This window comes from Pseudomonas sp. 31-12, from assembly GCF_003151075.1.
Taxonomy (GTDB): Bacteria; Pseudomonadota; Gammaproteobacteria; order Pseudomonadales; family Pseudomonadaceae; genus Aquipseudomonas.
In genome coordinates, this window is the sequence record NZ_CP029482.1 from 6,319,170 (window position 1) to 6,332,020 (window position 12,851).

Genomic DNA, 12,851 nt, shown 5'->3' on the forward strand with positions numbered 1-12,851 from the left:
AAACCAACAGGGAGCCTGATGTGAGCCTATTAGAAGAAAACCAGTCCACCGACCTCGAGAAAATGGTCGGTCTCAGCCGCCGTGGTTTCATCAGCGCCGGCGCCCTCTGCGGTGCGGCCATGTTCCTCGGCGGCAACCTTCTGAGCCGCAGCGTGCTGGCCGCGAGTGTCAGTGCAGCCTCCAGCAAACTGTTGGGTTTTGACAGCATTCCCGCCACCACCAGCGACGCCATTACCTTGCCGCCGGGTTACAAGTCCTCGGTGTTGATCAGTTGGGGCCAGCCTTTACAGAAAAACGGTCCGGCGTTCGACCCGAGTGGCAACGGCACCGCCGAGCAGCAGGAAGTCCAGTTCGGCGACAACAACGACGGCATGAGCCTGTTCGAGTTTCCGGGCGAGAAAGACCGGGCGCTGATGGCGATCAACAATGAATACACCAACTACCGCTACCTCTACCCGCACGGCGGCATGCCGCAATCGGCGCAAGAGGTGCACAAGGCGCTTGCCTGCGAAGGCGTGTCGGTGATCGAAGTGCAGCGCAAGAACGGCCAATGGCAATTCGTCCAGGGCTCGCGCTACAACCGTCGTATCCACGGCAACGCGCCGATCAACCTGAGCGGTCCGGCCGCCGGTCATGCCTTGGTGAAAACCAGCGCCGACCCGCAGGGCAAGCATGTCCTCGGCACTTTCCAGAACTGCGCCAACGGCAAGACGCCGTGGGGCACCTATCTGACCTGTGAAGAAAACTTCACCGATTGCTTCGGCAGCAGCAATGCCGAGCAGAAATTCGATCCCGCGCAAAAACGCTACGGTGTAGTGGCAACCAGTAAAGAGATCAACTGGCATCAACACGATGAGCGGTTCGACCTGGCGAAGAATCCGAACGAGCTCAACCGCCACGGCTGGGTCGTGGAAATCGACCCGTTCGATCCGCAATCGACGCCGGTCAAGCGCACCGCCCTGGGCCGCTTCAAACATGAAAACGCCGCCCTGGCTGAAACCAATGACGGTCACGCCGTGGTTTACATGGGCGACGATGAGCGCGGCGAGTTCATCTACAAATTCGTCAGCCGCGACAAGATCAACCACAAAAACCCCAAGGCCAACCGCGACCTGCTGGACCACGGCACGTTGTACGTGGCACGTTTCGATGCGGGCGACAGCAACGCCGATCACCCCAAAGGCCAGGGCGAGTGGATCGAACTGACCCACGGTAAAAACGGCATCGACGCCAGCAGTGGTTTTGCCGATCAGGCCGAAGTACTGATTCACGCGCGCCTCGCGGCCAGCGTGGTGAAAGCCACACGCATGGACCGTCCGGAATGGATCGTCGTCAGCCCGAAAGATGGCCAGGTTTACTGCACGCTGACCAACAACGCCAAACGCGGCGAAGACGGCCAGCCCGTGGGCGGACCGAACCCGCGCGAGAAGAACATCTACGGGCAGATCCTGCGCTGGCGCACCGACCGCGACGACCACGGCTCGAAAAGTTTTGCCTGGGACCTGTTTGTGGTCGCCGGCAACCCGGGCGTCCACGCTGGCACGCCGAAGGGCGGTTCGTCGAACATCACGCCGCAGAACATGTTCAACAGCCCGGATGGCCTGGGCTTCGACAACGCCGGACGGTTGTGGATTCTCACGGATGGCGATTCGAGCAATGCCGGGGATTTTGCCGGTATGGGTAACAACCAGATGCTGTGTGCCGACCCGGTGACCGGGGAGATTCGTCGGTTCATGGTGGGGCCGGTGGGTTGCGAGGTGACGGGGATCAGCTTTTCACCGGATCAGAAGACGCTGTTTGTCGGGATTCAGCATCCGGGGGAGAACGGGGGATCGACGTTCCCTGAGCATCTGCCGAATGGCAAGCCGCGGTCATCGGTGATGGCTATCACGCGTGAAGATGGCGGGATCGTCGGCGCCTGATAGGGACTCTTCGCGGGCAAGCCCGCTCCCACACTGGATCTGCGACACACCGCAAATCCCCTGTGGGAGCTAGCCTGCTAGCGATGGCAACACCACTCATCTCAAGCCTTAACACTAAAGACGGCCCGTCTGCGCTACCATGCTTGGCCGGACGCGGCAGCCTGCTGCGCGCAGGAGTCAGCATGGCCCACCCGTTTGCAACCCTCACCCCAGACCTCGTGCTCGATGCCGTCGAAAGCATCGGCTTTCTCAGCGACGCGCGCATTCTGGCGCTCAACAGCTACGAGAACCGCGTCTACCAAGTCGGCATCGAAGACTCCGAGCCGCTGATCGCCAAATTTTACCGTCCGCAGCGCTGGACCAACGAAGCGATTCTCGAAGAGCACCAGTTCACCTTCGAACTCGCCGAATGCGACGTGCCGGTGGTCGCGCCGATGATTCACAACGGCGCCAGCCTGCACGAACATGCCGGGTTCCGTTTCACCCTGTTCCCCCGCCGTGGCGGCCGTGCGCCGGAGCCGGGCAATCTCGATCAGCTGTATCGCCTGGGCCAACTGCTCGGCAGGCTGCACGCCGTCGGTGCGACCAAGCCGTTTGAACACCGTGAAGCGCTGGGTGTAAAGAACTTCGGTCACGATTCGCTGACCACATTGCTCGAAGGCAACTTCGTGCCCAAAAGCCTGCTGCCAGCCTACGAGTCCGTGGCCCGCGACCTGCTCAAGCGCGTGGAAGAGGTCTACAAGGCGACGCCACACCAGAACATCCGAATGCACGGCGATTGCCACCCCGGCAACATGATGTGTCGCGACGAAATGTTCCACATCGTCGACCTCGACGACTGTCGCATGGGCCCGGCCGTTCAGGACATCTGGATGATGCTGGCCGGTGATCGCCAGGAATGTCTCGGTCAGTTGTCAGAATTAATGGACGGTTACAACGAATTCCACGACTTCGACCCGCGGGAACTGGCGCTGATCGAACCGTTGCGCGCCTTGCGCCTGATGCACTACAGCGCTTGGCTCGCCCGCCGCTGGGACGACCCGGCGTTCCCCCATAGTTTTCCGTGGTTTGGAAGTGAGCGGTATTGGGGAGATCAGGTGTTGGCGTTGCGTGAGCAATTGGCTGCGCTGAACGAAGAACCGCTGAAACTCTTCTAACAACTACAAATTCCCAGTGGGAGCGGGCTTGCTCGCGAAGACGGACTGGCATTCACCGATGATGTCGCCTGTACTGACGCCTTCGCGAGCAAGCCCGCTCCCACATTGGTCCGCGACCATTCCTGCAAATCTCCTTACAATCCCCTCTTTGTTAGCTGCCTAAGCAAGGATTCTGCATGCAAGCTGCCAACCCGCGTCGCGGGTACATCCTGGGTCTGAGTGCCTACATCATTTGGGGCCTGTTCCCTATCTACTTCAAAGCCATCGCCAACGTGCCCTCCGTGGAGATCATCATCCACCGCGTGCTGTGGTCAGCGCTGTTCGGTGCCTTGCTGCTGATGGTGTGGAAGCATCCGGGCTGGTGGCGTGAGTTGCGTGACAACCCGAAACGACTGGCGATTCTGGCCCTGAGCGGCACGCTGATTGCGGCCAACTGGTTGACTTACGTCTGGTCGGTGAACAACGGGCGCATGCTCGAGGCCAGCCTCGGTTACTACATCAACCCCTTGGTCAACGTGCTGCTGGGGATGTTGATCCTCGGCGAACGGCTGCGGCGCATGCAGTGGATCGCCGTGGGACTGGCGGCGGTCGGCGTGGCGCAACAGGTGTGGCAGGTCGGCAGTCTGCCGTGGGTGTCGCTGGTGCTGGCGTTGACGTTCGGTTTCTACGGCCTGATCCGCAAGCAAGCACCGGTCAAAGCGCTGCCCGGTCTTGTTGTGGAAACCTGGATGCTGGTGCCGATTGCCATTGCCTGGCTGCTGTTCAATCAGACGGCCATGAGTGCTCAGCCCGAGTTCTGGACCACCTCCGAAGCCTGGTGGCTGGTGGCGGCTGGGCCGGTGACGTTGGTGCCGCTGGTGTGTTTCAACGCCGCCGCACGGCATTTGCCCTACACCACACTGGGATTTCTCCAGTACCTGGCGCCGACGCTGGTGCTGTTGCAAGCCGTGCTGCTGTTTGGCGAGCACTTGTCTTCCAGCACGCTGGTCGCGTTTATTTTTATCTGGGCCGGCTTGGCGATTTACAGCGTCGATGCGGTAATCAGTATGCGCCGCCGCAGCTGATCAAAAAACACACAAACCTCTACAGGCCACGCCCTTCGTGGCCTGTATTGATCCTTCCCAAGGTTATCCACAGCGTGATCCCCGCCGTTTGTGCGCAACTTGTTGAAACTGCTGGTTTTTTGATCAGATCCTGAAGAAGCCCGGCCGGCGTGGGCTGGCGGGCTGTCTCTACAGGTTATCCACAGGCAGGTGCACGTATAACTTGGATAACCCTGTCAGGGTTCGCTGCGCAGCACCAACTCCACCATCAGATCGTCGGCCAAGGTTTCCAGCCGTGACTGCAATACATCCAGAGATAAGGTGAGCGGCACCGCCAGAATCGCTTCGGCGTGAAACAGCGGCTCGCTGCTCATCGGCGCCGGACGCACTTCGGTCACCAGTCGCTCCAGGTTCACCCCTTGTTCACTCAGCAAGCGGGTAATGTCGCGGACAATCCCGGGGCGGTCATTACCCAACAATTCCATGGCAATAGGCTTCCAGGTGCAGGATTGCTCGATGCCGCTTTCGGCGATCAGCACGCGAATACCGTGGGCGGACAACGCCTTCAGAGCATCGACCAGCTCATCGTAGGCTTCGGCCGGCACACCCACCCGGAGAATCCCGGCAAACTGCCCGGCCATACGCGACATGCGGCTCTCCAGCCAGTTGCCGCCATGCTCGGCAATGCATTGGGCAATGCGCTCGACCTGCCCTGGCTTGTCCGGAGCGAAAACAGTGAGTACGAGGTGGTCCATGGCGCAGCCCTCTAGTCATGACTTTTGTTATAGAAAAGCAAGTATAGGCAAGGGCCGTTTCTGCGCTGGTCCTGCGCTGAATCGCCTGACGCCTTCGCGAGCAAGCCCGCTCCCACAAGGATTGCGCAGGACCTGTGGGAGCGGGCTTGCTCGCGAAGGCAAGCGCCGCCTATACCGCTAAAAAAAACAAATCGTGTACAACTTTATATATTTAACTGGAACAATCTAATACTTTTTTGAGAACATCCCCATCCCCGACGTGACCGCAATGCGTCATGGGGTCGCAGAACGACGTAATTAGTCTAATTTTCACAAGCGCAATTCATCATGTAGTATGCCGCAGCGCGCACTACATAACGTTGGATCGATGTCTGCCACCGGCACAGTCGCAGCCCTGAAAGCCCTATCAGCAAGGCCTCAACGCCGTTGATCGGTTCCATCCCAGCCGCCCGAAATGGCATGTACTGGTGGAAGGGGTTTGTGGTTTAAATAGCCAGAGGCTTCATTGTTAATTTGAAGAGCTGAAAAGCGAAATAGCTGAGCAGAGTGAGGCAAGCAATGACTGAACACGTTCAAGTCGGTGGCCTGCAGGTCGCCAAAGTCCTGTTCGACTTCGTGAACAACGAAGCCATTCCCGGTACCGGCCTCACCGCCGATAAGTTCTGGGCCGGTGCCGACAAGGTCATTCATGACCTGGCGCCGAAGAACAAAGCCCTACTCGCCAAACGCGATGATTTCCAGGCTCGTATCGATGGCTGGCACCAATCCCGTGCCGGTCAATCACACGACGCTGTGGCCTATAAAGCCTTCTTGCAAGACATCGGTTATCTGCTGCCAGAAGCGGCTGATTTCCAGGCAACGACGCAAAACGTCGATGACGAAATCGCCCGCATGGCCGGTCCACAGCTCGTGGTGCCGGTAATGAATGCCCGTTTCGCGCTCAATGCCTCGAACGCCCGCTGGGGTTCGTTGTACGACGCGCTCTACGGCACCGACGCCATCAGCGAAGCCGACGGCGCGGAAAAAGGCAAAGGCTACAACAAGGTTCGCGGCGACAAGGTCATTGCCTTCGCCCGCGCCTTCCTCGACGAAGCCGCGCCCTTGGCGGCCGGCACTCACGTCGATTCCACCGGCTACAAGATCGTTGACGGCAAACTGGTGGTCGCCCTCAAAGGCGGCAGCAACTCCGGCCTGCGTAACGACGCTCAGTTGATCGGCTTCCACGGCGATGCGGCTGCACCGACCGCGATCCTGCTGAAAAACAATGGCCTGCATTTCGAAATCCAGGTGGACGCCAGCACCCCGGTCGGCCAGACCGACGCTGCCGGCATCAAAGACATCCTGATGGAAGCCGCGTTGACCACTATCATGGACTGCGAAGACTCCGTCGCCGCTGTCGATGCCGATGACAAAGTGGTGATCTACCGCAACTGGCTCGGCCTGATGAAGGGCGACCTGTCAGAAGAAGTCTCCAAGGGCGGTCAGACTTTTACCCGCACCATGAACGCCGATCGCACCTACACCGGTGTCGACGGTAAAGAATTGAGCCTGCACGGTCGTTCGCTGTTGTTCGTGCGTAACGTCGGTCACCTGATGACCATCGATGCAATCCTCGACAAAGATGGCAACGAAGTGCCGGAAGGCATTCTTGACGGCCTGATCACCAGCCTGGCGGCGATCCACAGCCTAAATGGCAACAGCTCGCGCAAGAACAGCCGCACCGGTTCGGTCTACATTGTGAAACCGAAAATGCACGGCCCGGAAGAAGCCGCGTTCACCAACGAGCTGTTCGGTCGCATCGAAGAAGTCCTCGGTCTGCCGCGCAACACGCTGAAAGTCGGGATCATGGACGAGGAGCGCCGGACCACGGTCAACCTCAAGGCCTGCATCAAGGCCGCCAGCGAGCGCGTAGTGTTCATCAACACTGGTTTCCTCGACCGCACCGGCGACGAAATCCACACCTCCATGGAAGCCGGCCCGATGGTGCGCAAGGCCGACATGAAGGCCGAGAAGTGGATCGGCGCCTACGAGAACTGGAACGTCGATATCGGTTTGAGCACCGGCCTGCAAGGTCGCGCCCAGATCGGTAAAGGCATGTGGGCGATGCCCGACCTGATGGCGGCGATGCTCGAACAGAAAATCGCTCACCCGCTGGCCGGCGCCAACACCGCCTGGGTTCCATCGCCGACCGCCGCCGCGCTGCACGCGCTGCATTACCACAAGGTCGACGTGTTCGCCCGTCAGGCCGAACTGGCCAAACGTGCGCGCGCTTCGGTGGACGACATCCTGAGCATCCCGCTGGCCGTGAACCCGAGCTGGACCGCGGAACAGATCAAGAACGAACTGGACAACAACGCCCAGGGCATTCTCGGTTACGTGGTGCGCTGGATCGATCAGGGCGTGGGTTGCTCGAAGGTGCCGGACATCAATGACATCGGCCTGATGGAAGACCGTGCGACGCTGCGTATTTCCAGCCAGCACATCGCCAACTGGTTGCGTCACGGCATCGTCACCGAAGAGCAAGTGATGGAAAGCCTCAAGCGCATGGCGCCAGTGGTTGACCGTCAGAACGCCAACGACGCGCTGTATCGCCCGCTGGCACCGAACTTCGACAGCAACATCGCCTTCCAGGCGGCGGTCGAACTGGTGGTTGAAGGCACCAAGCAGCCGAACGGCTACACCGAGCCGGTCCTGCACCGTCGCCGTCGCGAGTTCAAGGCTGCCAATGGCCTGTAACTAAAGCGCTGACGCCGGACAAAAAAGGCCCTGATCGAAAGATCAGGGCCTTTTTGTTTCAAATCGGGGTTTGCTCATCCATTATTCCCAACTCATGTTTGACCAGCTCCAACAGCTTGCCGGTATCGACAGGTTTGAGCAGGAAGTCGACCACGCTTAAATGCATGGCGGCAATCGCGTCTTGCACGTCGGCGTCGCCGGAAACAATGATGATCGGCATTGCCGCCCTTACCGACTCGCGAACTTCCCGGATCAGGTCCAGACCACCGATGTGCCCCATGCGCAGATCAGTAATCACCAGGCCAATCGAGGGTTTCTCGCTCAACATCTTGAGTGCGGTTTCGCCACTGGCAGCCGTCATGCAACGAATACCGTCCAACGCAAGAATCTCCGACAACAGTTCCCGCGCGTCTTTATCGTCATCGACGATCAGCACCCGCTGGGGTGGCAAGTCAGGTTCCAGCATGACGGCATTCAGCGCCTCGCGCTCGGCGTCACTCAAAATATCGTGGTCGGACATGGCTTTCTCTACGTTTTCAATTCAATCCCCTAGCACTTCCGTCAGACATCGCTAAGCAGACCTACAATGTGCACTTCGTCGGAAACTTTTCCTATAGCCAATGTAGGAGGTTTTTCCTGCATTTGCGTCAGACATTTCCTAACTTCCGACGCCTGCAACGCCCGACCTAGACTTACGTCCAATGGGCACCCTGCGCATAGAGGCCGACCATGGCTGAGTCATCCGACAACAACAATTCAAAAAGACTGCGGTCATGGTTATGAGTAAAGCGGACGCCTTCACCCAGGCAGGGAAAACCGCGGTGTTGCAGAACATCCAGGGCACTTTGCAATTCCTTCAGCGCTTCCCGCCCTTCAATCAGATGGAACACGCGCACCTGGCGTACCTGGTTGAACAATGCCAGATGCGTTTCTACGCCCCTGGCGAGAGCATCATCAAACCTGCCGATGGGCCGGTTGAGCATTTCTATATCGTCAAGCAAGGTCGGGTCGTGGGTGAACGCCCGCATACGGCCAAGGGCGGCACTGAAACCACCTTTGAAATCACCACCGGCGAGTGTTTCCCCCTCGCCGCGCTACTGGGTGAGCGCGCAACCCGTACCGAACACCTGGCGGCCGAAGACACCTTCTGCCTACAGCTGAACAAGCTGGCGTTCATCAAGCTGTTCGCACTTTCCACCACGTTTCGTGACTTTGCCCTACGTGGTGTCAGCAGCCTGCTGGATCAGGTCAATCAGCAAGTCCAGCAAAAAGCCGTGGAAACCCTCGGCACTCAATATTCACTGAACACGCGGCTGGGCGAATTGGCCATGCGTCATCCGGTGACCTGCAGCCCCGCCACGCCATTGCGTGAAGCCGTGACCCTGATGCATGAGCAACAGGTCGGCAGCATCGTGATCGTCGACGAGCACAAAGCCCCGCTGGGCATTTTCACCCTGCGAGACCTGCGCCATGTGGTGGCCGACGGCACGGACGACTTCAATGAAGCCATCGAACAGCACATGACCCGGGCGCCGTTTTTCCTGTCGCCGGACCACAGCGCTTTCGATGCGGCGATCGCCATGACCGAGCGCCACATCGCCCACGTCTGCCTGGTGAAAGACCATCGTCTGTGTGGCGTGGTGTCCGAGCGGGATCTGTTTTCACTGCAACGGGTCGACCTGGTGCACCTGGCGCGGACCATTCGCAGCGCCCAGAAACTGGAAAACCTGGTGGCGATTCGCGGCGAGATCGGTCAACTGGTCGAACGCATGCTGGCGCACGGTGCCTCCTCGACCCAGATCACCCACATCATCACCCTGCTCAACGATCACACGGTGTGCCGGGTGATCGAACTGACCCTCGCCGAGAAAGGAGACCCAGGCATTCCGTTCAGCTGGCTGTGTTTCGGTAGCGAAGGTCGCCGCGAACAGACGCTGCATACCGATCAGGACAACGGCATTCTGTTCGAAGCCCGGGACGCGGCCCATGCCGCCGAAATCCGCGGTCAATTGCTGCCGATTGCCCAGCACATCAACCAGAGCCTGGCGCTCTGCGGCTTCACGCTGTGCAAGGGCAACATCATGGCCGGCAACCCCGAACTGTGTTTGTCCCGGGCCGAATGGGCGCGACGCTTTGCGGCGTTTATTCGCGAGGCGACGCCAGAGAACCTGCTGGGTTCGAGCATTTATTTTGACCTGCGCGTGGTCTGGGGCGACGAGCAGGGCTGCGATCAGCTGCGTCAGGGCATTCTCGATCAGGTGAACGACAATCGGCTGTTCCAGCGGATGATGGCCGAGAACGCCTTGCGCAACCGTCCGCCCGTAGGACGTTTCCGGGAGTTCGTGCTGGCGCGCAAGAATGGCGAGAAAGCCACGCTGGATCTCAAGGTTCAAGGCCTGACGCCTTTCGTCGACGGCGCTCGATTGCTGGCCCTGGCCCATGGCATCGAGTCCAACAACACCCTGGAGCGCTTTCGCGAATTGGTGGCCAAAGAGGTCATTGAACGGCTGGACGGTGCTGCGTATGAAGAGGCGTATCACTTCATCCAGCAAACCCGCATGCAGCAACATCAGCTACAGACCCGGGAGAACTTGCCTTACTCCAACCGGGTCGATCCGGAAAGCCTCAATCACCTGGACCGACGGATCCTGCGCGAATCCCTGCGCCAGGCTCAACGCCTGCAAAGCAGCCTGGCCCTGCGGTATCAGCTATGAGCCTGTTTTCGTGGCTGCGCCCGGCAGGCCCAAGCCTGACCGGCGAACTCCAGCAGCGTCTGCAACGCTTGCCCTCGGCGGCAGAGCTGAGCGAGTGCAGCCTGCGCGAGCAGCGTTGGGTGGTGCTCGACCTGGAAACCACTGGCCTGAACTTGAACAAGGACCGGGTGTTGTCGATCGGCGCGGTGGTGATCGAGGACGGCGCAATCGATTTCAGCCAGCAATTCGAACGCACGCTGCAATGCGCCGATATGAAGCTGGGGCCCAGCGTATTGATTCATGGCCTGGGGCCGAGTGAGATTGCCGCCGGTAGCGATCCGGGACTGGCGCTGCTCGACTTCATGGAGTTCGTCGGTGACAGTCCGGTGCTGGCGTTTCATGCGCCGTTCGATCAACACATGCTTGGGCGTTCGTTGAAGGACCATTTGGGCTACAAATTGCAGCATCCGTTTCTGGATGTGGCGGACATCGCACCGCTGCTGTGTCCGCAGGCGCACATTCGCGATGCCGGGCTGGATGAGTGGATCGACTGGTTCAAGCTGGAAGTCTTCGAACGGCATAACGCCAGCGCCGATGCGTTGGCCACGGCGGAACTGGCGTTGATTTTGTTCAGCCGGGCGCGGCAGCAGCAGATTCATAGCCCGCTGAATTTGCAGCAGCGAGTGAGCCAATGGAAACGCCGGCAGCGGGTGCCGTCCTTTTAAGACAAGCAAATCTTCTGTGGCGACGGAGCTTGCTCCCGCTCGGCTGCGCAGCCGTCGTCAATCAGCGATACGGGTCTGCCTGGATAAATGCAAGGGGCCGCTTCGCGCCCCAGCGGGAGCAAGCTCCCGCGCCACAGGTTACTTTGCACAATGCCCTGGAAACTCACCTGACCAGTGGCCAATTGCTTACCTCCCCCGCCTCTGCCACAATCGCGAACAATTCTCGTTAGTTAACACTTCCCAATCGGTGATGCTGCGTGTCGTCAGTCCAAAGCCCCCAAAGTGAGCTCGTTGGTGCGTTGTATCGCGACCATCGCGGTTGGCTATTGGCTTGGCTGCGACGCAATGTGGCCTGTCCGCAACGGGCCGAAGACCTGAGTCAGGACACTTTCGTGCGCTTGCTGGGCCGCGATGAACTGAAGGAGCCTCGCGAACCGCGGGCGTTTCTGGTGGCGATCGCCAAGGGCTTGCTGTTCGACTATTTCCGTCGCGCAGCGCTGGAACAGGCCTACCTCACCGAATTGATGCTGATCCCCGAAGGCGAACAACCGTCGGTGGAAGAACAGCAGCTGATCCTCGAAGACCTGAAAAACATCGACCGCCTGCTCGGCAAGCTTTCAAGCAAGGCCCGGGCGGCGTTTCTCTATAACCGTATCGACGGCCTCGGACACACGGAAATCGCCGAGCGTCTGGGCGTGTCGGTGCCCCGGGTTCGTCAGTACCTGGCACAAGGCATTCGTCAGTGCTACATCGCGCTGTACGGTGAGCCAATATGAGCCCGGCCAGTTCCAAACCGGTATCAGCCCACGTGCTGGATGCCGCGATTGCCTGGCAATTGTCCCTGGATTCCGGCAACCCGGTGGAGCGCGAAGAGTTCGTCAAATGGCATGCCGCCCACGAGGAACACGCTCGGGCGTGGCGCCAGTTGGGCATGCTCGACCAGCGTTTCAGCGTCGCCAGCGGCCCGGCTCGCACGGCGTTACTGCAATCGCGCGAAAGCATTCGCCGGCGGGTACGCAAACTCGGCAGTGGCCTGGCCAGCATCATCGCCGTGATCGGAATGGCGCTGTTCGCCGGTGATCGTTATCTGCCCATCGACTATTGGCTGGCCGACCAGCGCACCGCCACCGGCGAGCAGCGCACCCTGCGCCTGACCGACGGCACGCTGATCAACCTCAACACCCACAGCGCCGTGGACGTGCGCTTCGATGAGAAGCAGCGGCTGATCATCCTTCAGGAAGGTGAGATTCTCGTCGAAACCGGTCACGGCGATGCCCGGCCGTTTATCGTCGAAACCCGCGAAGGCAGCCTGCGAGCGCTGGGCACGCGGTTCCTGGTCAAGCGCGAGGACGACGGCACGCGGCTGAGCGTGTTGCAGTCCGCAGTGGCGGCCCATCCGGAATCGAGTCCTGAGGAGCAGATCCTGCGTGAAGGCCAGCAAGTGCTGATGCGCAGCAATGGCCTGGGCCCAATCGTCGCGCTGAACCTCGGCGCCGATGCCTGGACCCGCGGCATGCTGGTGGTGGACAACGCACGACTGGAAGACCTGGTGCACGAACTCGGTCGCTATCGACGCGGGCATTTGGGCGTTGCGCCGGAGGTTGCTGACTTGCGGATCACCGGCAGCTTCCCTCTGCACGACACCGACAAGGCCTTGAGTGCGCTGCTGCCGACCCTGCCCGTGCAGATTGAACAGCACACGCCGTGGTGGGTGACGGTGGCGAAGGCTGAAGCCAAGCCCTGAGAGGTGTTGCGCCTGCTAGGCCGCCTTCGCGGGCAAGCCCGCTCCCACAGGTTTTGGTGTCATTCACAGATTTCCT

General features: G+C 60.0%; 10 protein-coding genes. 8 read left to right on the forward strand and 2 right to left on the reverse strand.

From position 1 onward, the window contains the following. The first annotated feature begins 20 nt into the window (after positions 1–20). The 3 genes from DJ564_RS29940 to rarD all read left to right on the forward strand — a co-directional run bounded on the left by DJ564_RS29940 (position 21) and on the right by rarD (position 4,143). Positions 21–1,922, forward strand: a complete 1,902-nt coding sequence (locus DJ564_RS29940; protein WP_109635382.1) for a PhoX family phosphatase — start codon at positions 21–23, stop codon at positions 1,920–1,922. A gap of 182 nt (positions 1,923–2,104) precedes the next feature. Further along, the gene (locus DJ564_RS29945) at positions 2,105–3,079 is read left to right on the forward strand and encodes a serine/threonine protein kinase (protein WP_109635384.1); all 975 of its coding nucleotides are present in this window, start codon (positions 2,105–2,107) and stop codon (positions 3,077–3,079) included. 176 nt (positions 3,080–3,255) lie between these two features. Next, complete coding sequence (gene rarD, locus DJ564_RS29955; protein ID WP_109635386.1) at positions 3,256–4,143, forward strand: EamA family transporter RarD; 888 nt, start codon at positions 3,256–3,258, stop codon at positions 4,141–4,143. Between the two features lie 215 nt (positions 4,144–4,358). Here the strand turns inward: rarD and DJ564_RS29960 are convergent, their stop codons facing one another. Then, positions 4,359–4,877 carry a glycine cleavage system protein R gene (locus tag DJ564_RS29960; protein WP_109635388.1) on the reverse strand — a complete coding sequence of 173 codons (519 nt, stop codon included), beginning with the start codon at positions 4,875–4,877 and terminating at the stop codon, positions 4,359–4,361. Positions 4,878–5,435: 558 nt separating this feature from the next. Here DJ564_RS29960 and DJ564_RS29965 point away from each other — a divergent pair. Continuing rightward, positions 5,436–7,613 carry a malate synthase G gene (locus DJ564_RS29965; protein ID WP_109635390.1) on the forward strand — a complete coding sequence of 726 codons (2,178 nt, stop codon included), beginning with the start codon at positions 5,436–5,438 and terminating at the stop codon, positions 7,611–7,613. Between the two features lie 58 nt (positions 7,614–7,671). Here DJ564_RS29965 and DJ564_RS29970 read toward each other — a convergent pair whose 3' ends face one another. Beyond that, positions 7,672–8,133: a response regulator gene (locus DJ564_RS29970; protein WP_109635392.1), complete on the reverse strand. Its 462-nt coding sequence runs from the start codon at positions 8,131–8,133 to the stop codon at positions 7,672–7,674. Between the two features lie 253 nt (positions 8,134–8,386). Here DJ564_RS29970 and DJ564_RS29975 point away from each other — a divergent pair, with 253 nt between their 5' ends. From DJ564_RS29975 to DJ564_RS29990, 4 genes are all read left to right on the forward strand, one after another. Further along, positions 8,387–10,327, forward strand: a complete 1,941-nt coding sequence (locus DJ564_RS29975) for a putative nucleotidyltransferase substrate binding domain-containing protein (protein WP_109635394.1) — start codon at positions 8,387–8,389, stop codon at positions 10,325–10,327. Beyond that, a complete protein-coding gene (locus DJ564_RS29980; protein ID WP_109635396.1) occupies positions 10,324–11,031 on the forward strand; it encodes a PolC-type DNA polymerase III in 708 nt (235 codons plus the stop codon). Before DJ564_RS29975 ends, DJ564_RS29980 begins: the two co-directional genes overlap by 4 nt. Before the next feature lie 257 nt (positions 11,032–11,288). Continuing rightward, positions 11,289–11,807: an RNA polymerase sigma factor gene (locus DJ564_RS29985; RefSeq protein WP_109635398.1), complete on the forward strand. Its 519-nt coding sequence runs from the start codon at positions 11,289–11,291 to the stop codon at positions 11,805–11,807. Then, a complete protein-coding gene (locus DJ564_RS29990; protein ID WP_109635400.1) occupies positions 11,804–12,775 on the forward strand; it encodes a FecR domain-containing protein in 972 nt (323 codons plus the stop codon). The genes DJ564_RS29985 and DJ564_RS29990 overlap by 4 nt, the downstream gene beginning before the upstream one ends. The last annotated feature ends 76 nt before the right edge of the window (positions 12,776–12,851 follow it).

Bases quoted from the DNA above. Each gene is read 5' to 3' on its own strand.
- DJ564_RS29945 (WP_109635384.1), top strand. From the start codon at position 2,105: ATGGCCCACCCGTTTGCAACCCTCACCCCAGACCTCGTGCTCGATGCC.
- rarD (WP_109635386.1), top strand. From the start codon at position 3,256: ATGCAAGCTGCCAACCCGCGTCGCGGGTACATCCTGGGTCTGAGTGCC.
- DJ564_RS29960 (WP_109635388.1), bottom strand. From the start codon at position 4,877: ATGGACCACCTCGTACTCACTGTTTTCGCTCCGGACAAGCCAGGGCAG.
- DJ564_RS29965 (WP_109635390.1), top strand. From the start codon at position 5,436: ATGACTGAACACGTTCAAGTCGGTGGCCTGCAGGTCGCCAAAGTCCTG.
- DJ564_RS29970 (WP_109635392.1), bottom strand. From the start codon at position 8,133: ATGTCCGACCACGATATTTTGAGTGACGCCGAGCGCGAGGCGCTGAAT.
- DJ564_RS29975 (WP_109635394.1), top strand. From the start codon at position 8,387: ATGGTTATGAGTAAAGCGGACGCCTTCACCCAGGCAGGGAAAACCGCG.
- DJ564_RS29980 (WP_109635396.1), top strand. From the start codon at position 10,324: ATGAGCCTGTTTTCGTGGCTGCGCCCGGCAGGCCCAAGCCTGACCGGC.
- DJ564_RS29990 (WP_109635400.1), top strand. From the start codon at position 11,804: ATGAGCCCGGCCAGTTCCAAACCGGTATCAGCCCACGTGCTGGATGCC.